At 54.1% G+C, this 25,418-nt stretch carries 20 protein-coding genes and 1 riboswitch; of the genes, 5 read left to right on the forward strand and 15 right to left on the reverse strand.

Features of this window, described 5'->3' with window-relative positions; translation table 11 throughout:
* Positions 1–25: 25 nt before the first annotated feature.
* The 5 genes from MUB23_RS05225 to nikB are packed head-to-tail and all read right to left on the reverse strand — an operon-like array spanning position 26 to position 5,520.
* Complete coding sequence (locus MUB23_RS05225; RefSeq protein WP_244799287.1) at positions 26–1,660, reverse strand: ABC transporter substrate-binding protein; 1,635 nt, start codon at positions 1,658–1,660, stop codon at positions 26–28.
* A gap of 12 nt (positions 1,661–1,672) precedes the next feature.
* Positions 1,673–2,623, reverse strand: a complete 951-nt coding sequence (locus MUB23_RS05230; RefSeq protein WP_244799288.1) for an ABC transporter ATP-binding protein — start codon at positions 2,621–2,623, stop codon at positions 1,673–1,675.
* A 3-nt stretch (positions 2,624–2,626) separates the two neighbouring features.
* A complete protein-coding gene (locus MUB23_RS05235) occupies positions 2,627–3,634 on the reverse strand; it encodes an ABC transporter ATP-binding protein (protein ID WP_244799289.1) in 1,008 nt (335 codons plus the stop codon).
* 11 nt (positions 3,635–3,645) lie between these two features.
* The gene (locus MUB23_RS05240; protein ID WP_244799682.1) at positions 3,646–4,539 is read right to left on the reverse strand and encodes an ABC transporter permease; all 894 of its coding nucleotides are present in this window, start codon (positions 4,537–4,539) and stop codon (positions 3,646–3,648) included.
* 3 nt (positions 4,540–4,542) lie between these two features.
* Positions 4,543–5,520: a nickel ABC transporter permease gene (gene nikB / locus MUB23_RS05245; protein ID WP_244799290.1), complete on the reverse strand. Its 978-nt coding sequence runs from the start codon at positions 5,518–5,520 to the stop codon at positions 4,543–4,545.
* Positions 5,521–5,829: 309 nt separating this feature from the next.
* Here nikB and MUB23_RS05250 point away from each other — a divergent pair, with 309 nt between their 5' ends.
* Positions 5,830–6,750, forward strand: coding sequence for a LysR family transcriptional regulator (locus MUB23_RS05250; RefSeq protein ID WP_244799291.1), 921 nt, complete (start codon positions 5,830–5,832; stop codon positions 6,748–6,750).
* Between the two features lie 83 nt (positions 6,751–6,833).
* Here MUB23_RS05250 and MUB23_RS05255 read toward each other — a convergent pair whose 3' ends face one another.
* The 5 genes from MUB23_RS05255 to crcB form a co-directional block, all read right to left on the reverse strand.
* Entirely contained in the window at positions 6,834–7,304 is a 471-nt protein-coding gene (locus MUB23_RS05255; RefSeq protein WP_244799292.1) for a hypothetical protein, read from the reverse strand.
* Positions 7,305–7,400: 96 nt separating this feature from the next.
* Positions 7,401–8,492: a hypothetical protein gene (locus MUB23_RS05260; protein ID WP_244799293.1), complete on the reverse strand. Its 1,092-nt coding sequence runs from the start codon at positions 8,490–8,492 to the stop codon at positions 7,401–7,403.
* A gap of 10 nt (positions 8,493–8,502) precedes the next feature.
* Entirely contained in the window at positions 8,503–9,117 is a 615-nt protein-coding gene (locus MUB23_RS05265; RefSeq protein WP_244799294.1) for a hypothetical protein, read from the reverse strand.
* 155 nt (positions 9,118–9,272) lie between these two features.
* Positions 9,273–9,364: riboswitch (cyclic di-GMP riboswitch) on the reverse strand.
* 118 nt (positions 9,365–9,482) lie between these two features.
* Positions 9,483–10,172, reverse strand: coding sequence for an N-acetylmuramoyl-L-alanine amidase (locus tag MUB23_RS05270; RefSeq protein WP_244799295.1), 690 nt, complete (start codon positions 10,170–10,172; stop codon positions 9,483–9,485).
* 91 nt (positions 10,173–10,263) lie between these two features.
* Complete coding sequence (crcB, locus tag MUB23_RS05275; RefSeq protein WP_244799296.1) at positions 10,264–10,635, reverse strand: fluoride efflux transporter CrcB; 372 nt, start codon at positions 10,633–10,635, stop codon at positions 10,264–10,266.
* A 211-nt stretch (positions 10,636–10,846) separates the two neighbouring features.
* Here crcB and MUB23_RS05280 point away from each other — a divergent pair, with 211 nt between their 5' ends.
* Both MUB23_RS05280 and MUB23_RS05285 read left to right on the forward strand, forming a co-directional pair.
* Positions 10,847–11,293, forward strand: a complete 447-nt coding sequence (locus MUB23_RS05280; protein WP_244799297.1) for a MarR family winged helix-turn-helix transcriptional regulator — start codon at positions 10,847–10,849, stop codon at positions 11,291–11,293.
* 3 nt (positions 11,294–11,296) lie between these two features.
* Entirely contained in the window at positions 11,297–12,703 is a 1,407-nt protein-coding gene (locus MUB23_RS05285; protein ID WP_330641791.1) for an MATE family efflux transporter, read from the forward strand.
* Between the two features lie 185 nt (positions 12,704–12,888).
* Here the strand turns inward: MUB23_RS05285 and MUB23_RS05290 are convergent, their stop codons facing one another.
* The 3 genes from MUB23_RS05290 to MUB23_RS05300 form a co-directional block, all read right to left on the reverse strand.
* A complete protein-coding gene (locus tag MUB23_RS05290; RefSeq protein WP_244799298.1) occupies positions 12,889–13,389 on the reverse strand; it encodes a pyridoxamine 5'-phosphate oxidase family protein in 501 nt (166 codons plus the stop codon).
* A 14-nt stretch (positions 13,390–13,403) separates the two neighbouring features.
* Complete coding sequence (locus MUB23_RS05295; RefSeq protein ID WP_244799299.1) at positions 13,404–14,012, reverse strand: ECF transporter S component; 609 nt, start codon at positions 14,010–14,012, stop codon at positions 13,404–13,406.
* Positions 14,013–14,101: 89 nt separating this feature from the next.
* Complete coding sequence (locus MUB23_RS05300; RefSeq protein WP_244799300.1) at positions 14,102–14,647, reverse strand: pyruvate kinase alpha/beta domain-containing protein; 546 nt, start codon at positions 14,645–14,647, stop codon at positions 14,102–14,104.
* Between the two features lie 318 nt (positions 14,648–14,965).
* Here MUB23_RS05300 and MUB23_RS05305 point away from each other — a divergent pair, with 318 nt between their 5' ends.
* Together MUB23_RS05305 and MUB23_RS05310 are read left to right on the forward strand one after the other, a co-directional pair.
* The gene (locus MUB23_RS05305; protein ID WP_244799301.1) at positions 14,966–15,775 is read left to right on the forward strand and encodes an oxidoreductase; all 810 of its coding nucleotides are present in this window, start codon (positions 14,966–14,968) and stop codon (positions 15,773–15,775) included.
* A gap of 125 nt (positions 15,776–15,900) precedes the next feature.
* A complete protein-coding gene (locus MUB23_RS05310) occupies positions 15,901–17,514 on the forward strand; it encodes a sensor domain-containing diguanylate cyclase (protein WP_244799302.1) in 1,614 nt (537 codons plus the stop codon).
* Between the two features lie 263 nt (positions 17,515–17,777).
* Here MUB23_RS05310 and rpoC read toward each other — a convergent pair whose 3' ends face one another.
* Positions 17,778–21,485, reverse strand: a complete 3,708-nt coding sequence (gene rpoC, locus MUB23_RS05315; protein WP_280515671.1) for a DNA-directed RNA polymerase subunit beta' — start codon at positions 21,483–21,485, stop codon at positions 17,778–17,780.
* Positions 21,486–21,499: 14 nt separating this feature from the next.
* The gene (rpoB, locus tag MUB23_RS05320; protein WP_244799303.1) at positions 21,500–25,354 is read right to left on the reverse strand and encodes a DNA-directed RNA polymerase subunit beta; all 3,855 of its coding nucleotides are present in this window, start codon (positions 25,352–25,354) and stop codon (positions 21,500–21,502) included.
* Between the last annotated feature and the right edge of the window lie 64 nt (positions 25,355–25,418).

Below are 25,418 nucleotides of genomic sequence, written 5' to 3' on the forward strand. Positions count from 1 at the left end.
GGCCCCAAACACTTCGTTTCCCATTCTACTCAAAAAACGTTTGATTGGTGATCCTCAGGATATCCTGCCCGAAAGTCACGTTCTGCAAAGAGTCCGTGGCAAGGACATATGCCTGGATCGAGTTGACCGGAATCCAGATCAGATTGTCGGTGAAAATCTGCTGCATTTCCTTGCAGAGCGAAAGGCGCTCCGTATCGTCGTAGCAGGCGCGGATCTTGTTCAGGATATCCGCGTAGTCCTTGGCGCCTTCTTTGTCCATGGTGTAGAACAGGTAGTTGGTGCCGCCCACGCCGCTGAATTCCGGATGGGAATCCCTCCACAGACAAGACAGCGGGTCGCCTGCGCTTCCCACGTTGTCCAGCAGGAATAAATCAAAGCCTTCCCCGGTGGCCATGATTTCTTTTTGCTTTGCAAGCTCCATGGTCTGCACTTCCAGTTCAATTCCGATCTGAGACAGAGAAGCCTGCAGCAGCTCCACCAATGCCTGGTGGTAGGTCCGGGAGTCAGTCAGAATCACGCAGCGGAACCCATCGGGATATCCGGCCTCCGCCAGACATGCCTTGGCAGCCTCTAAGTCATAGGCGTAGGGATAATTTTTCTCCATGTCCGCATCCCATCCCCAGATGCCGGAAGCTACGCTGCAGTAGGCCGGAACGCCGACGCCGGGCGAAATGATGCTGGTCCAGGAGTCCCGGTCGATGCAGTGGGCGATGGCTTCCCGCACCTTCTTGTTACTCATATACTGGGAGTTGTGGTTAAAGTTGATGTTGTTGTTCCGAAGCACCAAGGTCGGCTCCGTGACCGCCTTGACGCCTTTGATCTCGCCGCCTAATACCCGCGCCACATCATTGCCGTCCGGGTTAATCATCACATCGGCGCCGCCGGTCTCCACCTCGATCAGGGCCTGGGATACCTCGGAGATGGTGCGGATCTTGACGGTGCTAAGCAAAGGCGCGCCTCCCCAATAGGCTTCATTGGCTTCCAGGGTCATCATGTCTCCGACCACCCAGTCCGTCAGCTTGAAGGGGCCGGTCCCGACCGGTTCATACTGATACTGATCCCCCATCTCCTGATATGCCTTCTTGTTTACCACCAGAAGTTCCGAAAAATAGCTGAGCTGTCCAGAGTTATCCTCCTTCATCGGAACCACCACGGTCTTCTCATCCGGCGTGGTGATGTGTTCCACATCGCAGGCGGAATAATTGGTCGCCTTCCCGCCGGTGGAGTTGTTGACCATCTCTTGGATCGAAAAGACAACATCGTCCGCCGTCATGGTCTCTCCATTGTGGAAGGTTACGCCTTCCCGCAGATGAAAGGTAATCTGCTTTTGATCCATCTCCCAGGATTCCGCAAGGCCGGGCTGAATCTCTCCTTTGGTATCCACCTCCACCAGGCCGTCGAAAATCAGGTACTGAGGGAGCCTCGCCCCGATACTGACGGTGTTGTAGGGGTGCAGGTTCCCCGGTTCTCCTGAGGTATTGGCGATCACCAAGGTATCCTTGCTGCTTCCCTCCGGTGTTTGAGCGCTGACATTTCCGGCCGCTGTCCCGGAAGTCCCCGGATCCGCAGGCTTTGTCGTCTCCGCGCCTCCGCCGGAACAGGCCGCCGCGGTCCATACCATCACGGCTGATAGTGCGAGCGCCATCCATCTTTTCTTCATGTTTCCTCCTCCTTAAGCTTGCTTATTTTCTGCAAAGTGACAGGCTACCAGGTGGCCGGGAGCAATTTCCTTTAACTCCGGCTCCTTCTTTGAGCACTCCGGCTTTGCAAAATTACATCTGGCTGCGAAACGGCATCCCGGCTTCGGATTGATCGGGGAAGAGAGCTCCCCTTTCAGCAGGATCCGCTCCTGCCGGTGATCCACATCGGGGACCGGGATCGCTGACAGCAGAGCCTGGGTGTAGGGGTGCGCCGGCCTCCGGAACAGTTCCGCCGCAGGGCTTTTCTCCACCAGCTGGCCCAGGTACATCACACAGATATCATGGGACACATATTTCACCACGGACAGATCGTGGGTGATAAAAAGGTAAGCGAAGCCTCTCTCCTTTTGCAAATCCAAAAGAAGGTTAATGATCTGTGCCTGAATCGAGACATCCAGGGCGGAGACCGGCTCGTCGCATACAATAAACTTAGGATTTAACACCAGGGCGCGGGCCACGCCGATCCGTTGGCGGCGTCCGCCGTCCAGTTCATGGGGATAGCTGTTCACCAGCCGCTGGGCCAAGCCGACCGTATCCATCATCTCCTTCACCTTCCGGTCAATCTGATCCTTCGGCACCAGCTTGGTGATTAAAAGCGGCTCCCGGATCGTCTCGCTGACCGTCATCCTCGGATTCAGAGAGGAAAAAGGATCCTGGAAAATGATCTGCATGCTTCGCTGAAGCTCTTTCAGCTTCTTTTTTCCGACGTTGGTGATATCCTCTCCCTCAAAGAGAATCTTCCCGCCGGTGGGTTCCAGCAGGTGAAGGATCACCCTTCCCAGAGTAGATTTCCCACAGCCGGATTCACCGACCACTCCCAGAGTCTTTCCCGTATCGATCGCGAAGCTGACGCCGTCCACCGCGTGCAGATTCCCGCCCGGAGTCTGAAAATACTTTTTTAAATTCTCAACTTCCAACAGCATTTCTTACTCCTCCTTTCCCGGAACCGGGCACCGGCGGCAGCGCACCAGATGTCCGTCCCCGAAATCCCTCAGGGGGATGGGATCTTTCTCGCACTCGTCCGTCCGGTAAGGACACCGTTCCGCAAAATGACACCAATCCGGCAGCTTGGTGGGATCCGGCATCATGCCGCTGATGGGTTTCAGCCGCCTTTCATCGAAATCCTGTTCATCGGCCGCCTTCATGTCCGGCAGGGAACCAAAAAGGCCTAAAGTGTAAGGATGATATGTATTTTTGAACACCTGCCTGGTGGTCCCCCATTCCACGATCTGCCCGGCATAAACCACAGCCACCCGGTCGCACATCTCCGCCACGATTCCCAAATCATGGGTGATCATAATCACCGACATCCCCAAATCCCGCTTTAACTGGTTCATCATCTCCAGAATCTGGGCCTGAATCGTCACGTCCAGCGCCGTGGTCGGCTCATCGGCGATCAAAAGCTCCGGATTACAGGCCAGGGCAATCGCAATCACCACCCGCTGCTTCATCCCGCCGGAGAACTGATGAGGATAATCAAAATACCGTTCTTTCGGGATTCCCACCAGCTCCAAGGTTTTCTTCGCCGCCTCTTCCGCTTCTTTTTTATGTAGGTTCTGGTGCAGAATCACGGATTCCGCGATCTGCTCCCCGATCGTGTGCACCGGGTTCAGGGCGGTCATTGGGTCTTGAAAAATCATGGAGATATGATCCCCGCGGATTTTCTGCATCTCTGGAATACTTTCCTTCAGCAGATCTTTTCCTTTCCAGAGAATCTCTCCCCGGACGATCCGTCCCGGCGGGTCCGGGATCAGGCGCAGGATGGACAGGGCAACCGTGGTTTTTCCGGCCCCGGTCTCCCCGACCAGTCCGACCGTCTCTCCTTTTCCCACGTTCAGGTCTATCCCATTGACCGCCTTCACAATGCCGTCCTCCGTCTGGTACTCGACGGAAAGATCCCGGATCTGCAGTAAAATTTCGCTCTCCTTCTTCATCGCTTTCCCTCCTAATCTTTCAGGCGGGGATCCAGAGCATCCCGCATGCCGTCGCCAAACAAGTTAAAGCCGTACACTGTGATCATGATCGCAAGGCCGGGGAACAAGGTCAGCCACCAGTTATAGCGGATCAGAGACCGGCCCGCCGACAGCATAGCGCCCCATTCCGGCGTCGGGGGCTGCACGCCAAGCCCGACAAAGCTAAGGCCCGCGGCCGCCAGGATCGACGCGGCGATTTTCAGGCTGTACTGCACAATCAGCGGCGCCATGATATTCGGAAGAATATGTTTAAAGATGATGCGGCTATTGCCTGCACTGATCGCCTTTACCGCTTCGACGTATTCCTGATCCCGGACCGAGAGAACCGAGGCCCTGGTAATCCGGGCGAATTCGCCGATGCTGCTGATGGAAATAGCGATCACCGTATTGACCAGGCCGGTTCCCATCATGGCTGAGATGGAGATGGCTAAAAGCATATTGGGGATCGAGAGCACGATATTGATCAGGCGCATCAGCACATTGTCCAGCGCTCCGCCGAAATATCCGGCCACAGCCCCGATACATCCGCCGATCAAAGTCGCAAGGGTCACGGCGGCGAAACCGACCAGAAGGGAGGTCCTGGCTCCATAGATGACACGGCTTAAGATACACCGTCCGTATTTGTCGGTTCCAAAGGGATATTTCGCGCAAGGCCCCAGCAGGCTGTCAGCCAAATGCTGTTCCTCATAGGGATAAGGGGCCACCACACCGGCGAAAACAGCGATCAGGATCATAAAGATCACGAGCACCAGCCCGAACATGGCCAGTTTATTCTTTTTCACGCGCCCCAGGGCCGAGACCCATTGGCTTTTTTTCTTCAGCTCCACGGTGGGAGTCATCAAAGCATTCGTCTGTGCCGAATTCATCATCTATGCCTCCTTCCTCTCCAATGGCCGGTTCCGTTTCCTGCCGCCTGCCTTCGCGTACTGTGTCTTGATCCGGGGATCCGCGTAGGCGTAAAGAATATCCACCAGCAAGTTCACCACGCTGAACACAATAGCCGTAAACAAGACACCGCCCTGGATCACCGGATAATCCCGGCTGGAAATCGAATCCACCAAATATTTGCCGAGTCCGGGGATCGAGAAGATGGTCTCTGTGACCATCGCGCCTCCAAGCTGAGAACCAATCTGCAACCCGATCACCGTGATCAGAGGGATCAGGCAGTTGCTGAGCGCGTGATGGATTACCACCGTCTTCTCCTTCACGCCTTTGGCTCTGGCCGTCCGGATATAATCCTGCCGGATAATCTCCAGCATGGTGGACCGGGTCATCCGCATCACCATGGCCGAGGTATTTAGTCCCACCGTAATAGCCGGAAGGATCCAATATTTCGGCCCGTAAAACCCGGTCGCCGGCAGCCACCCTAACTTTAGGGAAAAGAATTGGGCGAGAAGGAGCCCCAACCAGAAGGCCGGCATCGAGACGCCGAACAGTCCGATAAACGTGGCTGCCTTATCCATCCACGAATTCTGTTTGACCGCCGCGATAATCCCGGTCGGAACGCCGATCAGCACTGTGACGACAATCCCGCAGAGGGCTAAAAGAATCGTGGTCGGAAAACGGTTCAGGATCTCCGACATCACCTCGCGGCCGCTGACATAGGAGGTTCCCAGGCTTCCATGGAAAATCAGGTTCTTCATATAACGCCCGTACTGAACCACCAGGTTATCATTGAGCCCCAGTTCTTCCCGCAGCTCGGCGATTTCCTCCGGGGAAGCGGTGTCGCCCAGCATGCTCCGGGCCGGATCACCGGGAGTCAGGTGCAGCATCAGGAATACCAGAACCGTGATTCCCAGCAAAACCGGAATCATCATCAACAGGCGTTTTGCGATATACTTATACATACCAATCCTCCTCAAATTGTTTACGATAATCCACTTCTCCCCTTGCTTTTTTCATTTATCCGGACTTTTTCCTCCCTCTTCTTCCTCTTTTATGGCTAGTATACCGAATCGATCAGCAAAATCAATTTTCCATTTGATATACACTTATTCCAATCTGTTATCGATTTGATTTTACAACTCCCGTTTTTAAATCAATAAGGCGAATACTTCTTGCTTATTTTGCCTTATTTTGTTATACTACTTTCATCCATTTCTCCTTACTTTTTTATCTTTGACTCTCCCTCCTTCCCAAAAAGGAGGATTGTTATCATGGAAATGCAGCAGCTCCACGCGTTTTCCCTGCTTGCCCAGTATGAAAATATGTCCACGGTCGCACAGATCTTAAACACCTCTCAGCCCCAGATCAGCAAGCTGATCGCTTCCCTGGAGGCAGAGCTTGGCGTGCGGCTCTTTGACCGTGTGGGGAGGGGCCTTCGCATCAGCGAGCACGGCCAGCTTTTCTGTCAGTACGCGGAGGAAGCCCTTGCGTCAATGCAGAGCGCCAAAATGGCAATGAAGAATCTCCGCAATTCCCTCCTCGGCACGGTACGGATCGGTACTTTTGCCTTCGCGCCTATTTTGAATCCCTGCCTTCTCGCTTATACAAAAAAAGAGCCGAATGTAAACTTCTGTTACATCCAGCGCAGCCTTTCTTCTTTAAAACGGGATATTGATATTCTTCTTACCTCCAGCGAGAACGGGTATTATACAGCGGAGAATCATTTCCCGGTCTACTGCAATTTGTTTGAGGAGGAATATTATATGATTCTCTCGCCGAAATTCCGGGACTATCCGGAGGGGAAGACCTCCATTGATCTTCATGAAACCAAGTATTTTCCTTTTATTGTCATGGGCCAGTCTCACCCATATAAAACGCCCACCTATGAAATGCTTCAGGCATTCAGCAATCTGATTGGGTTTACGCCGCGGGTGGCTTATGAGGTGAATGAATTTGTCTTTAAGGTGCTCCTGGTGTCGGAGGGGGCCGGGATTGCGTTCCTTCCGAAGGTCTGCCTGCCTGCCGCCAAAACGATCGCGCCGGATCTGCGGATTCTCTCGATTGAAAGGTATGCTACGACACGCTCCGTAGTTCTGGCGCGCCAGAGGCGAAGGGAGATGTCGCCTGCGGCCAATGATTTTTGGGATTTTGCCATTGAGTATTTTCATCAGCCGGCGGATGTGCTGCCGTAGGAAGGCGTACATGAAAAAGCTGGAACACAAAATGTCCCAGCTTTTTCATTATGATTATGATAAATTCCTGTTCAAAAAATCAGTTACGGGGTCACATTACCATAGGTGAAAGTAAAGGTAACGGTTGCGGTATGATCACCAGCGGTTTTAAAAGCACTTGCTGGTTTCCCGACCGTAAAGCTGCAAGATGGGTTGGTTCCGTCTAATTTAGCGCTCCCTGTAAGCGCAAAACTAAGCTCCTGAGTATCATCTCCGGTCCCTACGGTTATTTTGTCTCCAACCACATCCGTCGAAACTGTTACTGCTTTGCCCGTCTCCAAAATAGCGTCTTTGATACTGACCGCTATCGTCGCACCGTTGTCTTTATCCACGGATACACCGCTAGGAATTAAAGCCGTATAAGACACCGGCTGTGTATAGGTTACTGTCGTTTGACCAGTGGCATTCGACGAATCGGATCCGGAAGCTTCCGTATCCGCTGCCAATACCGGCACACATGTCCCCACAGTCATCAGTACAGCCATACCCAGGGCTGCAATCGCTTTTCTCCTCATAGTACCATCCTCCTATTAAATAGAATAAATTTGCTCGCCAATAGGGACGTGCCGCCTTTTATATTTCCAATGCAGTTTCCTGCATCTGGATTCTCTTTATTCGGGTTCCGGCTGAAAGGTTACAGTGAAATTCAAATTTCCCCGGTAAACGCCAGCCCAGTGTGATCGTCCTTGATCCGGTACCACTTTTGCTTGACAAGAATGTTCCTCTGTCGCAAGTTCCACTTGGTTTTGAACCGGCGTGACCAAGTTCTCACCAATCTGGAGCTGGAATCCCCAATAGGCCTCCCCGCAGTAGAGAGCGAAACTATCGCCGTCCGGCGTCTCGGTTCCCTGCACCGTCACCAACACCCGCCCATCCGTTACCTGCTTCGCGGGAACGGTCTGGATCGTAAAGCTGCGTCCCTCGTTCAAAATGATCTGTGCTGGAATCTCTACGTAAAATGCGGGTTCCCCACCTGGAATCTCCTCCTCGGCCGAGCTGCTCTCCTCCAGAGCCCCCTCCAAGGTATCGACACTGCTCTCCAGCGGCAGTCCATCCTCCCCCAGACCGGTCTCCGTCTCCGGGCTTCCTGTCTCCGCGCCGGACGGATCGGTCAGAGCGCTCTGCCCGGCAGATTCTGTTCCGGTTGTCTCAGCTTCCGTGGATCCGGTTGTCTCCAAGCTTTCTGCTTCCGTGCCCGTATCCCCTGTTGATTCCATTTCGGTGGTCTCAACGCCTGCCGTCTGTGAACTCTCCGGTTCCCCAGTCTCCTGGCCTGCGGTATTATCCTCCTCGCTGGAACTACTCCCTTCCCCAGAACTACTCTCTTCCGAAGATTCGGCGGAGTCCGCTTCCGACCCGCTGGCCTCAACCGTCGCTCCTGTGGAACCATCGGAACTGCTCTCCGTCTGCACTTCTCCGGGGTCCGCCTCCAGGCCGCTTTCTTCCGTTTCTTCCGACGGAATTGGCTCCGAAACGTTTTCTTCGGTCAGACACTCCAGCCCTTCCTCCGGACTGCTCTCCAGAAGGGCCAGGAGACTGGCTTTTTCTGATTCTTCGATCGAGAGAGATTCCTCAATGCTCCGGGAGGCGTCGGAATCAACCACGGCGGCGGCCTGATACGAGGACAGAGCGATCAGGCCCACGGCCAAAGCTACTGCCATTCCTACCGGAAAAAGTCTCCTTTTCCGGTGAAAACCGCTCATAAGATCCCCCCTATTCCACTTTCAGCGTCGTTTCCATATTGGCGCCGTTCATCGGGGACAGATCTTTGATGCTTGCCGTTGTAATCTTCAGGACAGCCTCATAGCTCCCCGCATCCAGCGCTCGGCTCAGAGTGGCTTTTGTGATCGCTTCCCCCGGCGGAACCTGCTTGGACTCGTAGAGAACCTCATCATTTTCTTTCAGCACCAGCTGAAATGTGAAATAACAAGGGTTTCCCTCCGGATTGGCGAACGCCACATCCACCTCGGTTTGTCCCGCCGGCAGATAAATTTCCGGATAGCCGGGTACCGCAATATTTTCCGCGTCAGGATTTCCCTTAGGAGCCTGGGGAATCGAGCCGTCCCAGTCTCCAGCGTTCGGGTCGATGTCCGCTCCTGCGGCAGTCCCCGGATCAGAATTCTTTAATCCAAACCAATTTTTCTGATACCCGACGACGGCAACTGCTCCTGCCACAACCACACAGGCCAGGGCTCCGATCAAAAACTTTTGAAGCCGCAAAGCCTTCTTCATCTTCACGATGTCTCTGTCCGCAGTTTTACCTTCTTTATCTCCGGATGAATTTTTCTGCTCGCCAGAACCCCGGCTGCTCTTTTCTTTCTCTTCCACTTCCGTTCCCCCATTTGATCCCCGCTCTGCCTGCCCCTATCGCCCGATTTTGGTTCCGCAGAGTTATTGTTTTTGGGTACAAAAAAACTGCCCGCAGAGTCTGCAAGCAGTCGTATACAAACAAAATAGATAGAGCCCACCTATTATAACAAGAATACGGCAGCTGGCTGTCATTGTCATTGGATCTCCGACTTTAGACCCTATAGCTTTGTGTCATTGCCTTTCGGCAATTTTACTATGGACGTATATGAAATTTTATTTATAGTTATACCTTATACTTGTTTATGTAAAATGTCAACATGTATTTCAACTTTCCCTGATACTTCCAATTCCTCATCTATGGTTTTCATCAAACCGCTGCTTCTTCATGCCGTCTGTGCATTTAAATATCCCAGGATGCCTTTGCAGATGGCGTCGGAGACTTTTTCCTGATAGTCGTCTGTGATTAACAAGTCTGCTTCACCGGGGTTGCTGAGGAAACCGCATTCCACGATTACCACCGGGCATTTGGTGTGGAGAAGCAGATAATAGTTGTCGTTTGCCTTGGCTTTCCGGGTGTTTTTCTCCACGACCCCGTCGAAGGACGCCTGCAGGATCTCGGCCAGCTGCTGTCCTTCTTTGGAATCCTTGTAATAAAACACCTGGGGTCCGCTGATGCTGCTGTCGTGATAGCTGTTCTGGTGGATGCTGACCGTAATCTCGGCGCCGCTTTTTTCGATCAGACGGCAGCGGGCGTTGAGATCCGAAACTTTTTTGTTCTTATCGTTGGCCTGGTACAGACCGTCGTCATTTTCTCTGGTCATCAAAACTTCGATGCCGGCGGCTTCCAGTTTTGCCTTCACCTTCCCGGCAATCGCCAGATTGATTTCCTTTTCCAGCGCATTGTTGATTCCTACCTTGCCGGGATCGGAACCGCCGTGACCGGCGTCCAGCACAACCACCTTTTTTTCTGCGGCGCTTCCTGCTTCCGCCACTGCTTCCAACCCCTGGCTTGCCAGAAGGCTGATCATCAACAGCATCACCAATCCCAAAAATGTATCCATATACCGTCTCATAAAAAAAATCCCCCTCCGGCACTTACTGTAACATATGCCGAAGAGGGGGATTCTAAAACCAGTTTTGTCCTTGCCGGGACAAAATCCCTTTTCACACTCTTCCCAGCCGGCGCCCCAAAGCCCGGCCCAGCCCGACGCCGAGGAGACAGAGCAGCACGCTGAGTAGAATGTACGCCCCTCCTTGTATGGTTTTTCCATTCTCCAACAAATTCCATGCCTCCAAAGAAAAGGTGGAAAAAGTGGTGAATCCCCCGCAGACGCCGGTCTTCCAAAATAAAGTCCACGTTTCCGGCCATGCTTTTTCCGTGCTGATCCCGACAATACAGCCAATCAGGAAAGCTCCCAGAAGATTCGTGATCAACGTCAGCCAAGGGAAGCTTGTCTTCACCGGCAGCAAACTGATCGAATATCTTCCGATTGCCCCAAGAGCCCCTCCCAGGCCCACAGCAATCCATTTTTCCATGTATCTCTCTCCCATTCGTTTTACTCGGAAGCTGCGCTCCCCATTATTTTTTAGTTTATCCCTCCTTATCCGGGATGTCAAATAAAGATCTGCAAATGGTTCCTTCTTTATATAACGAAATTCGGATCAACTACTTGCGCACGCAAATACTTTATGCTATACTGTGTCCTGATATTTGCGGACGCAAACAACTCTTGAAAGGCGGAACTGCATGAAATCATCCAATTATACTTATTATCGCTACATCTCCCGGCTGTACCGGCTGGGCAAACCATACTTTGATTTTCTTTTAAAGGACGCCCATCTCACCAGCAGCCAGCAATATTTTCTGACCGGGATTATGGACCGCCCAGGCGTCACGCTCAGCGAGCTGAGCCGGATCGACCACTGTGACAACGCCACGGTCACCAGAGGGGTCCGCCGCTTGGAGGACATGGAATATGTGATCCGGAAAACCGATGAGAACGACGCGCGGATCAGCCATCTGTATCCCACAGAAAAAAGCAAAAGCCTCTGGCGGCAAATCAAGAAAGCGAGGAATCAGTTGAACCAGGTTCTGACCGAGGGTTTTAACGAGCAAGAACGGGCCCTGGCCGAAGATCTCCTCCGCCGGATGTCAGAAAACGCATTACTCCAAAAAGAGAAAGGATTTGATTGATTCATGGAAATGGAAAAAGAATCTCAGCCCAAAACCACTGTTTCCGACCGGAACTCCGTCATGGGAACAGCCCCGATCCCCAAACTGATGCTGCGGCTGGCCATCCCCTCGGTGGTGGCCCAGCTGATCAATGTGCTCTACAACATCGTAGACCGCATGTACATCGGCCATATTCCGGAAATCGGCGCCACCGCCCTGACCGGCGTGGGCCTGACCTTCCCGATCATCATGCTGATCTCCGCGTTCAGCGCTTTTGTCGGCGCAGGCGGCGCCCCCCTGGCCTCCATTCAGATGGGAAAAGGGGATCATGAACGAGCGGAGCGGATTTTAGGCAACGGCGTCACGGTCCTGCTTTTTTTCTCCGTCACACTGACGATTGTGTTTCTGATCGCCAAGCGCCCTCTGCTCTATCTGTTCGGAGCCAGCGACGCTACGATCGGGTATGCGGATACCTATGTGGGAATCTATCTGCTGGGGACCGTCTTTGTCCAGCTTGCGCTGGGTTTAAATATGTTTATCACCGCGCAGGGAAAAGCACGCACCGCAATGCTTTCGGTTCTGATCGGCGCGGTGACCAATATCGTGCTGGATCCAATCTTCATCTTCGTCTTTGACATGGGTGTGGCCGGAGCCGCCTGGGCCACCATCACCTCCCAGGCCTTGAGCGCCGCCTGGGTTCTGCGGTTCCTGACCTCGCAGAAAACCGCCCTGCGCATTGCCCGGCGTTATCTGAAACCAGATTTTCGGCTGATCGGAAGCTTTCTGGCCCTGGGTATTTCTCCATTCATCATGCAGGCCACGGAGAGCGCCATCAATATCGTACTGAATCATGGTCTTCAAGCTTACGGAGGAGACTTGTATGTCGGATCCATGACGATCCTTCAGAGCGTAATGCAGCTGATCGTCGTGCCGATCACTGGGTTTACCCAAGGCATTCAGCCCATCATCAGCTATAACTTTGGAGCCGGGAAATTTGACCGGGTGAAAAAGACTTACCGGATTGCGATTTCCCTGACCTTTATCCTCGCCACAGCCGCCTCCCTGGTGACCACCCAGTTTCCCACCGTATTCGCCTCAATCTTTACGGACAAGGCGGAGCTGATCGAGCTGGTCGGCCAGGTGATGCCGATCTTCATGTCCGGGATCTGGATGTTCGGGATTCAAATTGGATGCCAGACCACGTTCCTGGGTCTAGGCCAGGCAAAATTTTCTTTGTTTATCGCCCTGCTCCGAAAGGTGATCCTGCTGATTCCGTTGGCGATCATTCTGCCGAAGGCGACCGGAAGCGTCATGGGAATCTATTATGCCGAACCGATCTCCGACATTACGGCAGCGACCATCACCGGTCTTCTCTTCCTGTTCGCCAGGAAAAAGATCCTGTCAAAGGAAGCGCTGGAAAAACTCCATTAAGGGGTTCCGCAAGCGCCTCGTGAGAGAAATGTTTCTTCTAATAGGAACTCTCTCCGCAAAGCAAAAAAGAACTGCCGCAGCCTCGCACCATTCGTACGGATATGGCCTCCGCCATCCGGCCCCGCCGGTCTCCGTAAGAAAACAGCCTGTCTGCGGCAGTTCTTTTTCGTCTTTCGCCTCCCCCGTTACTCTTCCATCTCCCCGAATTTCAATTCCTTCCCGTCTTTCCCAAACTTCTTCCGCTTTCCGGTCATCTCCTGAATTCGAATCTTCCAGACCCCGGTCTGGGGAATGCTCCGGGCAACTTCCTCCTCAAAGGCATCCATATGGGTAGGGACATGGTGTTCGCACAGAAGGCGGATCACACGCTGTTTCTCCGCTTCCTCCGTCACTTCCTCGGCAATTCCCCGAAGGACAGCGGACTCGAATTCCGTCGTAAACTCGTGAATGGCCCGCTTGGTATCTCCGACACAGGCCATGCAGACCTTTGGATTGGCCCGCAGCGCATCGATCTTCCGCCCTTGCTTGGCGGTATGAAAATATACCGCGCCGTCTTCCCTCACAATCGAGATGGGGACGCAGTAAGGGCTGCCGTCCGCCTCCACCAGGGAAAGCACGGCCCACTCACACTTGTCGGCTACCTGCTCGGCAAATTCCCGCGGCATCTCACGGTCTTTTCTTCTCATCTCCGACACCTCCTCTATTCCTTTCTTTTTCTCTTACCGGCCTTTAACAGCAGCCCGGCCCGCCTCAGCACCGGCCGCACCGCGTTGTAAAGAATCACTGCCACTATGGAATTGGTTACCGCATTGATCAGCGTCGTATACGTGGTCACGGCCAACAAGGCTTTGATCGCGGACGCAGCCTTGTCGGGATTCGGGATCAGCAGCGTATACCATACGTATTTCAGCGCCGGCTCAAAAATACAGTTCACTCCCAGACCGGCCACTGCGGCGATAATCGACCATTTCAGAACATAAGGGGCCGGATGATCTTCCGATAAGTGCGCAATCCGGTGGGCTACCAGCCCGACCACCAGTCCGATCACGAGCTTAGTCAAAAAGGTCCGGGGCGCGGACTCGGCAAACCCGCCCAGGATATCCGCCAGGCTCAAACCGACGGCTCCGGAAAGTCCGCCGTAGGTCCCGCCCAGCAGATAAGCGGCCAATACCACAAAAGCATTTCCAAAATGGATCTTGCTCCCGTCAGCGCTGAGCGCGGGCAGCAGCGCGTATCCAATATAGCAGAGGGCCGCCATCAAGGCTGCCAGAACCAGCCGGTAAAGGTCTTCGTTTCTATCTTGTTTCATCTCACCATATCCTCCTCACGGTTCTCTATCCTACCACAGGACATGGAATGGTGAAAATATCCAGTTCCTACTTTTTTGCCCAGTCCAGTTTATCCCCTCGGCTTGCAGAGAATCTCCTCCACTTTGGTATTCAAAATCCGGGAGCTGTTGGCCGCCCGCAAAATCAGCGCCGTATCCGCCCCATGGCTGGATCCGCCGACGGCAATCACCGGCTCCCCGGACGGAATCAAGCCCGCGTCGGCCGCCATGGTCGCCACCTCCACGCAAACCTTGGTTCCCTGGCCGAACATCCGGAGCGCGGCCGCCAGGATTTCCAGCGGATAAACGCCGTGAAAAACGGATGACAGGCCTCTCTCCGCCCCGCTCAGGGCATGAGCTGCCGTACACACCTGATATCCCTTGGCCAAAAACGCCGCTTTCTGCTCCTCGCTGATCCGGCTTTGGTTGGGTTCTTTGCTGCCGTAGGCGGTGGTCACGACCACCACTTGGATCCCCTCGCAGTCCGGCAGACGCGTCGGCGTAAATCCATCGGAACTTGCCAAAACCAGATGACGGATCCCCCTCTCCCTCGCCGTTTTTACTGCTAAATTCAGAACTTCATCGGTGTTTTCTTTTCCCGCCTTTTCAAAATACATAGCTCCACATCCCTTCCCCGGCCTGCATGCCGGTTTTTCTTCGATTATACGCAAGGAATAAGAAAAAAGCAATCCCGTTATTGTCAGGCCATCCGTTCATAAACCTGGCTGAAATCCCGTATTCTTTTTTAGCTGCCCATAAAATCGCAGGATTTTCATTCTCACTGCACGGACCGCATCCGCGCAATGCCTGGCTTAAATTTGAAACTCTTTTCGTCCAATCGGATTTTTATCTAACAAGGGAGGTGTTGTCTATTTTGAACAACGCGAAACTCATTTAAGCTTTCCTTCTTCCCCCGTATTGACCGGAGCCGCACCGTGTTCTCCGGCTGGCGGAATCTGGCTCAGGGCGTTCACGCCTACGGCAGCTGCATCTTTATCCAGCTGACGCCCGGCCTGGGACGGGTCGGCCCGCCCCAATGTCTGTTAAACGAGCTGAAGCTTCCTGTGTCGGCGTCCCTGAACCCGAACTTTTACATACCGGAACTTCCCTGCCTGCCTCTGACGGACCTGGCGTTAAAAAAGATCATTAAAAACGGGGCTCAAGCGGCGTGCGACGCCAAGACCGCAGGCCTGGACGGCGTCTACCTTCATGGTCACGAAGGCTATCTGTTGGATCAGCTGACCAGCCCCGCCTTTAACCGCCGGACCGCAGGCCGTTATGCCTACTGGCAGAACTTCGGCATGGATCTGATCCGTGCCATCCGCGATACGCTGCGTTATATGGAAAACCTGGTCAAAGCAGGCGCCGACATGTTCGACGTGGACTTGGGCTGCTACGACAACTGGTGGCTGCCCCATCCTCCGGCCAGCATGCCGACCGGCTGCTTCCTGCCGATCTCCCGGATTGCCAAGAACTACTTCAAGGCCCGGAACATTAAGTCCAATGCCGGAATCGATGTGCCGATCGTGGCTGTCGGCAAACTGGGCTACCCGGATTTGGCCGAGCAGGCCCTCCGGAACGGAGACTGCGATCTGGTGATGCTGGGCCGTCAACCCCAGAACCGGCATGGAGGACGTGATTCCGGAATACCTGACTCCGGCCGAGGAGCCCAAGACCATCGGCGTCGTAGGAGCCAGACCTTCCGGTTCCAGCTGCAAGCCGATTTATATCAGATAATTTTATAAATAATAACTAAAAAAGGAAGATTTTTTCTTCTATGTGTGCTAAAATAGAAATGAGTCCAAAGAAATCAACGTGGGGCGACGATGGATTTGAACTAGAAATCAAACGATATTCAGGGGAACTCTATATGGAAGCGATTAAAATCAAAAATCGAAAAAAAGCGCTGGCAATGGCTGTCACGTTTGTGGTGGTAAATTTGATCGCAGTCTTTCTCATCGGAGGGAAAGAATCTGCAACCATTGACCGCAGCTTAACGGGACATGCCGAAAGCACAAAGGCTCAATTTCAGGATGTCATGGACAATTACAAGCAATCGTTTCAGCTCTTTGTCCAGATGATGTCCCATGAAATTGATCGCACTCCGGACCCGGATCAGGTGCTGGCTTATCTGAAAGACATGGACCCCAAACTCCTGGAAATTGAGGGAGATACCTACGACGGCCTTTACATGTACTATCAAGGACGGTATCTCTACAGTTGGGATACCCCCTATTCGGTTTATGAGGAGTCCGGCTATGTCGCGACCGAGCGCCCATGGTACAAGGATGCCATGGCGGGCAGAGGAGAGATTGTTTTTACCCCTCCTTATATGAGCTATGCGAATCACTATATCCTGACCACGATTTCTCAGCTGCAGCCGGATGGGGAAACCGTATTCGCCTATGATATCAAAATGGGGGATATCCAAGAGCTGGTCTCTTCTTTGGACTATTTCAGCGATGAACAAATTCTCATCTATGACAACAACGGCACCGTAATCGGCAGCACCAACACGGATTACCTGGGCGGCAACCTGCTTTCCTCGGTGGAGGAAACGGCTCAGGTCATTGCAGACGCGGAACAAGAGCTGTTGGAAACCGATGCGAATGTTGCCGATGAAATCAGCAAATTAGAGGAACAGATTGTCTCGGCGAAAGCCTTCCACGCCTTCCGTGAGTCCTTCGGCGATGAATTGTCAGCGCTGCAAGAATCCCAGGATGGAGCCTGCCGCATCAAGCTGGACCGCACCGGTTATTACGGCTATCTGCTCTCCGGCGATGATTTCAGTTTTCTGATCCTGGCGCCTTCCCTGTCGGTCTATCAGGGAACCCTGACAGCCTGGCTGATCCCATTCCTGATTGTAGAACTTCTCCTGATTTACGTCCTGGGACGAGTCAGCAAAGACCAGAAGAACCGGGAACTGCGAGCTGCTTACGTCGAGCTGGGCCAGACGCAGAAAAGGCTGGAAATCGCTTTATCCGCCGCACAAAAAGCGGCGGCCGTCGATGAGCTGACCGGTATGATGAACGCCCGCTCCTTCAAAAAAGCCATGACGGACTCCCTCTCTTCCATGGACAAGACGGAAGGCGGAATTCTGATCATGCTGGACGGCGATCACTTCAAGCAGATCAACGATACCTACGGGCACAATATCGGCGATGAGGTCATTAAGCTTTCCGCTCAGATGATCGTCGGCCGTATTCGGACCATTGACTTGGCTTCCCGCCTCCACGGGGATGAATTTGCGATTTTTGTATCCAACACCACCGACTATTCCGTGGCGAGGCGCATCATCTCGGATATCAATCACACCATTGAGAAAGAAGCCAAAAAGCGCAACATGCCTTCGATTACCCTTTCCGCCGGAGCTGTCATCGCCCACGCCGGGGATAGTTTCAACACGCTCTCAAAGAAAGCGGATGAATATTTATATCAGGCGAAGGAATCCCACGATGGCGGCTTTTCCCATCCAGGCGAGTAAAAAGCATTTTGCCGGCCTGCCATCAGGGAGCGTCTTTCTTCGGAACATAGTGTGCGCTTTGCGCACACTCGCGCCGGAGCGCGGCTGCGTCAGCAGCCATTTTCCTTTGCGCGGAGTGCGCCTCCACAGCGGAGCATTTTTTATTTGATAGGAAATTTCTTTGAAATTTCCTATCAAATAAAAAATTCTTCTACAATAAAAGGACAACGCTGCGCGGCGTTGTCCTTTTATTGTACTTGCCCTCTGACAGGCCTAATCTTTGCTTACTCTTCGTCCCCTTCCGGCAGTTCCTCAAAATCCTCTAAATCTTCGTCGGATTCCTCGTCTACGCCGTCCAGTTCATCCTCCGCCTCATCGACATCTTCCTCTTCCAGAGCCGGAATCTTCTTCTCCTCCTCCGGATAAACGATGCGCTCCTCTTCCTCCAGCAGATCGCTGCCGTCGGTATTCAGCTGCACGGAACGGTATCTCTTCATACCGGTGCCGGCAGGAATCAGCTTACCGATGATTACGTTCTCCTTTAAGCCAATCAGCGGATCTACTTTGCCGTTGATCGCAGCCTCGGTCAAAACCTTGGTCGTCTCCTGGAAGGATGCGGCCGACAGGAAGGAATTGGTAGCCAAAGCCGCCTTGGTGATTCCAAGCATCACCTGTTTGCCCTCCGCAGGCTCTTTGCCCTCGGCATTCAAAGCCGCGTTCATGTCGTCGTAATCCAGAACGTCCATGGAGGTGCCGGGCAGGATATCGCTGTCGCCGCTGTCCTCGATGCGGATCTTCTTCAACATCTGGCGAACGATCACTTCGATATGCTTATCATTGATTTCCACGCCCTGCAGACGGTACACACGCTGTACTTCCTGGATCATATAATCCTGTACGGCGCGGACGCCCTTGATCTTCAGCAGATCGTGAGGGTTGATGGAACCTTCGGTCAGCTCATCGCCCGGATCCAGAATCTGTCCGTCCTGCACCTTGATACGGGAGCCGTAAGGGATCAGGTAAGTCTTGCTGTTTCCGGTCTCGCGGTCGGTCACAATGACCTCGCGCTTTTTCTTGGTATCCTTGATATACACCTCGCCGCCGATCTCTGCAATGATCGCCAGGCCCTTGGGCTTTCTGGCCTCAAACAGTTCCTCAACACGGGGAAGACCTTGGGTGATATCGTCTCCGGCCACGCCGCCGGTATGGAAGGTACGCATGGTCAGCTGGGTACCCGGCTCACCGATGGACTGAGCTGCGATGATGCCGACGGCCTCGCCGACCTGCACCGAATCGCCGGTGGCCAGGTTGGAGCCGTAGCACTTCGCGCAGACGCCCAGATGGGAGCGGCAGGTCAGCACGGTGCGGATCTTAACGGATTTCACACCGGTCTTCATGACCGCGGCGGCCTTTCTCGGAGTCATCAGCTCATTGGCATGGCCCACGATCTCGCCGGTATTCGGATCCACTACATCCGCTGCCAGGGTACGGCCGGTAATTCTCTCTTCCAGGCTCTCGATCACTTCCTGTCCGTCCACAAAGGCGCGGATTTCCAGGAACGGGATCTCGCCGCCCTCGGAACAGTCGTCCTCCCGGATGATCAGATCCTGGGACACATCCACCAGACGTCTCGTCAGGTAACCGGAGTCGGCGGTACGCAGAGCCGTATCCGACAGACCTTTTCTGGCGCCGTGAGCGGAAATGAAATACTCCAGAACGTCCAGGCCTTCCCGGAAGTTGGACTTGATCGGCAGCTCGATGGTACGTCCGGTGGTATCCGCCATCAGTCCGCGCATACCGGCCAGCTGCTTGATCTGCTTATCGGAACCACGGGCGCCGGAGTCCGCCATCATAAAGATGTTGTTGTACTTATCCAGGCCGCCCAGCAGCTCTTTGGTCAAAATATCATCGGTCTCTTTCCAGGTCTCGATGACTTCTTTATAACGCTCTTCCTCGGTGATCAGGCCGCGGCGGAAGTTCTTGCTGATGATATCCACCTGGTCCTGAGCCGCCTTGATCAGATCCTTCTTCTTGGCCGGAACGGTCATGTCGGAGATGGATACGGTCATGGCTGCGCGGGTGGAATACTTATATCCGATGGCTTTGATCCGGTCCAGTACCTCGGCCGTCTCGGTGGTGCCATGGGTGTTGATGACTTTCTCCAGGATCTGCTTTAAGCCCTTCTTGCCGACGTGGAAGTCGACTTCCAGTTTCAGCTCATTGCCCGGAACCGAACGGTCCACAAAGCCAAGATCCTGCTCGATGATCTCATTGAAGATAAAACGGCCCAAGGTGGATTCCACATTTCCGGTCATCTCGGTGCCGTCCGGCATCTCCTTGGTCACGCGGACATGGATGCGGGCGTGAAGATCCAGCTCTTTATTCTCATAGGCCAGGATCGCTTCATTGATATCCTTGAAATATTTGCCTTCGCCCAACACACCGGGACGCTCCTGAGTCAGGTAATAAATTCCCAGAACCATATCCTGGGACGGAACCGCCACAGGTCCGCCGTCAGAAGGCTTCAGCAGGTTGTTCGGGGACAGCAGCAAGAACCGGCACTCGGCCTGCGCTTCCACACTGAGGGGCAGATGGACTGCCATCTGGTCGCCGTCAAAGTCGGCGTTGTATGCGGTACAAACCAGAGGATGCAGCTTGATCGCCTTGCCCTCGACCAGGATCGGCTCGAAAGCCTGGATTCCCAGACGGTGCAGCGTAGGGGCGCGGTTCAGCATAACCGGGTGCTCCTTGATCACGTCTTCCAGCACATCGAACACTTCGGACTGGAGACGCTCCACCATCTTTTTCGCGCTCTTGATATTGTGGGCAATGCCTCTGCCGACCAGCTCTTTCATGACAAAGGGCTTGAACAGCTCAATGGCCATCTCTTTCGGCAGGCCGCACTGATAAATCTTTAATTCGGGACCGACTACGATAACAGAACGACCGGAATAGTCGACACGTTTTCCCAGCAGGTTCTGACGAAACCGGCCCTGTTTTCCCTTCAGCATATCGGAGAGGGATTTCAGCGGACGGTTTCCGGGACCCGTAACCGGACGGCCGCGGCGGCCGTTGTCGATCAGAGCGTCCACAGCTTCCTGAAGCATCCGCTTCTCGTTGCGGACAATGATATCCGGCGCGCCCAGCTCTAAAAGGCGGGCCAGACGGTTGTTCCGGTTAATGATCCGGCGGTACAGATCGTTCAGGTCGGAGGTGGCGAAACGGCCGCCGTCCAGCTGTACCATCGGGCGCAGATCCGGAGGAATCACCGGCACCACGTCCATGATCATCCACTCCGGCTTATTGCCGGAAGCCTTGAACGCCTCCACGACCTCCAGGCGCTTGATGATGCGGGCGCGCTTCTGGCCGCTGGCATCTTTCAGCTTGGTGCGGAGGTCCAGAGAATCCTTTTCCAGATCAATCGCCTTTAAAAGTTCCTGAATCGCCTCGGCGCCCATGCCGACACGGAAGTTGTTGTGGCCGTATTTTTCCACAGCTTCCCGGTATTCCTTCTCGGAAAGCACCTGCTTATACTGCAGATCGGTGCTGCCCTGATCCAGGACAATATAGGAGGCAAAGTACAAAACCTTCTCCAAAGTCCGGGGGGACAGATCCAGGATCAGGCCCATCCGGCTGGGAATCCCTTTAAAATACCAGATATGGGAGACCGGCGCGGCCAGGGCGATATGGCCCATCCGCTCGCGGCGGACGCTGGCCTTCGTCACCTCGACGCCGCAGCGGTCGCAGATTACGCCTTTATAGCGGATCTTCTTATACTTTCCGCAGTGGCATTCCCAGTCCTTGTTCGGCCCGAAAATGCGCTCGCAGAACAGGCCGTCCTTTTCCGGCTTCAAAGTACGGTAATTGATGGTCTCTGGTTTCTTCACTTCGCCGTGGGACCAATCCAAGATTTTTTCCGGAGACGCCAGGCCTATTTTAATCGCATCAAATATCAATGGTTGGTAATTATCCTCATTGTTCATTGCAGGCATGTTGTTCTCCTCTCTTATTCTTCGTCAAAATCATCCGCTTCGGCTTCGGAGTCTTCCAGCCCTTCCAGGCTCTCCAACAATTCCTCCTCCGGATCCACGTCCACCAGCTCGCCGCCGGCAAATTCCTGCTCCTGATAGCCGTGGGCGCCAAAGGACTCCTGCTGGCGGGGTTCCCGGTCGCCTTCGATGACCGAGCGCAAATCCCGCTCATTGTAGTCCACGTTCTCCTGGACTTCCACTTCGGTTCCGTCGTCGCGCAGCAGCTTGACGTCGAGACCCAGGGATTGCAGTTCCTTCAGCAGTACTTTGAAGGATTCGGGCACGCCGGGGGTCGGGATATTGCCGCCTTTAATGATCGCCTCGTAGGTCTTCACACGGCCCACCACGTCGTCGGACTTCACAGTCAGGATTTCCTGCAGCGTATAGGCTGCGCCGTAGGCCTCCAGGGCCCACACTTCCATCTCTCCGAAACGCTGGCCGCCGAACTGGGCCTTTCCGCCCAAAGGCTGCTGCGTGACCAGGGAGTAAGGTCCGGTGGAACGGGCATGGATCTTATCGTCCACCAGATGGTGCAGTTTCAGGTAGTGCATGTGTCCGATCGTAACCTTGCCGTCGAAGTTCTCGCCGGTCCGGCCGTCGCGCAGCTGAACCTTACCTTCTCTGGTGATCGGCACGCCTTTCCAAACCTCCCGGTGTTCCAGGTGGCTTCCCAGATATTCCATGACGTCATCGCGGATGGCGCCTTTATATTTTGCTTCAAACTCTTCCCAGCTGGAATTGACATAATCATTGGCCAGCTCCAGCGTATCCATGATGTCGTCCTCATTGGCGCCGTCAAAGACCGGAGTGATCACCTTAAAGCCAAGGGCCTCGGAGGCCAGGCTCAGATGGGTTTCCAGCACCTGTCCGATATTCATACGGGACGGTACGCCCAGAGGATTCAGCACGATATCCAGCGGACGGCCGTTGGGCAGGTAAGGCATATCCTCCACCGGCAGCACGCGGGAGACAACACCCTTGTTTCCGTGACGTCCGGCCATCTTATCGCCGACTGAGATCTTTCTCTTCTGGGCAATATAGATGCGAACCGTCTCATTCACGCCCGGAGACAGCTCGTCGCCGTTCTCCCTGGTGAATACTTTTGCGTCAACGACAATGCCGTAAGCGCCGTGAGGCACTTTCAGGGACGTGTCGCGGACCTCTCTGGCCTTCTCGCCGAAGATGGCGCGCAGCAGCCGTTCCTCCGCGGTCAGCTCGGTCTCGCCCTTCGGCGTCACCTTTCCGACCAGGATATCTCCGGCGCGGACTTCCGCACCGATGCGGATAATGCCGCGGTCGTCCAGATCCTTCAGCGAATCATCGCCGACACCGGGCACGTCGCGGGTAATCTCTTCCGGCCCCAGCTTGGTATCGCGGGCCTCGGCCTCATACTCTTCAATATGAATCGAGGTATAGACGTCGTCGCGCACCAGACGCTCGCTCAAAAGAACGGCGTCCTCGTAGTTATAGCCTTCCCAGGTCATAAAGCCGATCAGCGGGTTCTTGCCGAGGCCGATCTCGCCGCCGCTGGTGGACGGGCCGTCCGCCAGCACGTCACCCTTCTTTACGATCTGGCCCTTATCCACGAGGGGCTTCTGGTTGTAGCAGTTGCTCTGGTTGCTTCTCTTAAATTTGATCAGATGGTACTCGTCTCTGCTGCCGTCCTCCGCTCTCACGGTAATGGAATCCGAGGACACCCGTTCCACGGTTCCGTTATGCCGCGCAAGGACGCAGACGCCGGAGTCCACCGCCGCTTTGCTCTCCATACCGGTTCCGACAATCGGAGTCTCTGTGATCATCAGCGGCACGGCCTGACGCTGCATGTTGGATCCCATCAGCGCACGGTTGGCATCGTCGTTTTCCAGGAAAGGAATCATGGAGGTAGCCACGGAGAACACCATCTTCGGGGATACGTCCATCAGATCGATTTTTTGTTTCTGGAATTCGGAAGTCTCCTCCCGGAAACGGCCGGCTACATTGTTATTGATAAAGTGGCCTTCCTCATCCAGGGGAGAGTTGGCCTGTGCGACAATATAATTGTCCTCCTCGTCGGCGGTCAGATAGACCACCTCGTCCGTAACCACCGGGTTCTTCGGATCCGTCTTGTCGACGACGCGGTAAGGCGCTTCGATGAAACCGTATTCATTGACCCGCGCATAGGTGGCCAGGGAGTTGATCAGACCGATGTTCGGACCTTCAGGGGTCTCGATGGGGCACATTCTTCCATAGTGGGAATAGTGTACGTCTCGAACCTCGAATCCGGCGCGGTCACGGGACAGGCCGCCGGGGCCCAGGGCGGACAGACGCCGCTTATGGGTCAGTTCGGCCAGCGGATTGTTCTGGTCCATGAACTGGGACAGCTGGGAGCTTCCGAAGAACTCCTTGACCGCCGCGGTCACGGGCTTGATATTGATCAGGGACTGGGGAGAAATATCCTCCTGGTCCTGGGTTGTCATACGCTCGCGCACCACCCGCTCCATACGGGACAGGCCGATGCGGTACTGGTTCTGGAGAAGCTCGCCGACCGCACGGATCCGGCGGTTGCCCAGATGATCGATATCGTCGTTGTTTCCGATGCCCTCGCTGAGGTGCATGCAGTAGTTGATCGACGCAAAGATATCTTCCTTGGTGATGTGCTTCGGAACCAAATTGGCAATATTTTTGCGGACCGCGTCCTTCAATTCCTCCTCGTCGGGGAACTGCTGAAGCAGATTCATCAGTTCAGGGAAGAAAACATTCTCCCGGATTCCGACATCCATGGGGTCAAAATTCACGTAGCCGGACATGTCGACCATCAGGTTCGAGAGGATCTTGATCTTCCGCTCCTCCCCCTGCAGGTAAACAAAGGGAATGCCGGCGTTTTGAATCTCCGTGGCCATCTCCTTGGTCACATTGGTCCCGGCCTCGGCCAAGACCTCCCCCGTCTCCATATCAATGACGTCCTCGGCCAGGATGTGGCCGACGATTCTCTTATTTAAATGAAGTTTTTTATTGAATTTATAACGTCCTACCTTGGCCAGGTCATATCTTCTCGGATCGAAGAACATGCTTTCCAGCAGGCTTCTGGCGTTGTCCACATAGAGCGGCTCGCCGGGACGGATTTTTTTATAGAGATCCAGCAGGCCTTCGTCCGCGTTGGTCGCGGTATCCTTGCCGAAGCTTGCCATGATCATCGGTTCCTCGCCGAACAGTTCTAAAATCTCCGCATTGGTTCCCACGCCGAGGGCGCGGACCAGCACGGTCACCGGAACTTTCCTGGTACGGTCCACGCGGACATAGAAAACGTCGTTGGAGTCGGTCTCATACTCCAGCCACGCACCGCGGTTCGGGATCACCGTACAGGAATAGAGGTTCTTTCCAATCTTATCGTGAGATACGCCGTAGTAGATGCCGGGGGAACGCACCAACTGACTGACGATAACACGCTCAGCGCCATTAATTACGAAAGAGCCTGTCTCCGTCATCAGCGGCAGGTCACCCATGAATATTTCGTGTTCTTTAATTTCGCTGGTCTCTTCGTTGATCAAACGAACCTTTACCTTTAACGGGGCCGCAAAGGTCGCATCTCTTTCTTTGCACTCTTCTATGGAATATTTTACGTCATCTCTGCACAAAGTAAAGTCGACAAATTCCAGACTGAGGTGGCCGCTGAAGTCGGCAATGGGTGAGATGTCTTCAAAAACCTCTTTCAGCCCCTCATTTAAGAACCACTGGTAGGAATCCTTCTGAATTTCGATGAAGTTCGGCATCCCCAGTACTTCTTTTTGTCTTGAGTAACTCATTCGCACGCCTTTTCCGGCTCTCACCGGGCGCATTCTGCAATTCTCCATAGACGATTCACCCCTATATTTTAATCTATATTTACACTCCTGTGTGAGGATAGGCATACATCAC

The organism is Cuneatibacter sp. NSJ-177 (assembly GCF_022867805.1).
In the GTDB taxonomy this organism is placed as follows: Bacteria; Bacillota; Clostridia; order Lachnospirales; family Lachnospiraceae; genus Pseudolachnospira.

Bases quoted from the DNA above. Each gene is read 5' to 3' on its own strand.
- MUB23_RS05270 (WP_244799295.1), bottom strand. From the start codon at position 10,172: ATGAGACGGTATATGGATACATTTTTGGGATTGGTGATGCTGTTGATG.
- MUB23_RS05280 (WP_244799297.1), top strand. From the start codon at position 10,847: ATGAAATCATCCAATTATACTTATTATCGCTACATCTCCCGGCTGTAC.
- MUB23_RS05240 (WP_244799682.1), bottom strand. From the start codon at position 4,539: ATGAATTCGGCACAGACGAATGCTTTGATGACTCCCACCGTGGAGCTG.
- rpoB (WP_244799303.1), bottom strand. From the start codon at position 25,354: ATGGAGAATTGCAGAATGCGCCCGGTGAGAGCCGGAAAAGGCGTGCGA.
- MUB23_RS05310 (WP_244799302.1), top strand. From the start codon at position 15,901: ATGGAAGCGATTAAAATCAAAAATCGAAAAAAAGCGCTGGCAATGGCT.
- MUB23_RS05295 (WP_244799299.1), bottom strand. From the start codon at position 14,012: ATGAAACAAGATAGAAACGAAGACCTTTACCGGCTGGTTCTGGCAGCC.
- MUB23_RS05235 (WP_244799289.1), bottom strand. From the start codon at position 3,634: ATGAAGAAGGAGAGCGAAATTTTACTGCAGATCCGGGATCTTTCCGTC.
- crcB (WP_244799296.1), bottom strand. From the start codon at position 10,635: ATGGAAAAATGGATTGCTGTGGGCCTGGGAGGGGCTCTTGGGGCAATC.
- MUB23_RS05230 (WP_244799288.1), bottom strand. From the start codon at position 2,623: ATGCTGTTGGAAGTTGAGAATTTAAAAAAGTATTTTCAGACTCCGGGC.
- MUB23_RS05260 (WP_244799293.1), bottom strand. From the start codon at position 8,492: ATGAGCGGTTTTCACCGGAAAAGGAGACTTTTTCCGGTAGGAATGGCA.
- MUB23_RS05225 (WP_244799287.1), bottom strand. From the start codon at position 1,660: ATGAAGAAAAGATGGATGGCGCTCGCACTATCAGCCGTGATGGTATGG.
- MUB23_RS05290 (WP_244799298.1), bottom strand. From the start codon at position 13,389: ATGAGAAGAAAAGACCGTGAGATGCCGCGGGAATTTGCCGAGCAGGTA.
- MUB23_RS05300 (WP_244799300.1), bottom strand. From the start codon at position 14,647: ATGTATTTTGAAAAGGCGGGAAAAGAAAACACCGATGAAGTTCTGAAT.
- nikB (WP_244799290.1), bottom strand. From the start codon at position 5,520: ATGTATAAGTATATCGCAAAACGCCTGTTGATGATGATTCCGGTTTTG.
- MUB23_RS05285 (WP_330641791.1), top strand. From the start codon at position 11,297: ATGGAAATGGAAAAAGAATCTCAGCCCAAAACCACTGTTTCCGACCGG.
- MUB23_RS05255 (WP_244799292.1), bottom strand. From the start codon at position 7,304: ATGAGGAGAAAAGCGATTGCAGCCCTGGGTATGGCTGTACTGATGACT.
- rpoC (WP_280515671.1), bottom strand. From the start codon at position 21,485: ATGCCTGCAATGAACAATGAGGATAATTACCAACCATTGATATTTGAT.
- MUB23_RS05250 (WP_244799291.1), top strand. From the start codon at position 5,830: ATGGAAATGCAGCAGCTCCACGCGTTTTCCCTGCTTGCCCAGTATGAA.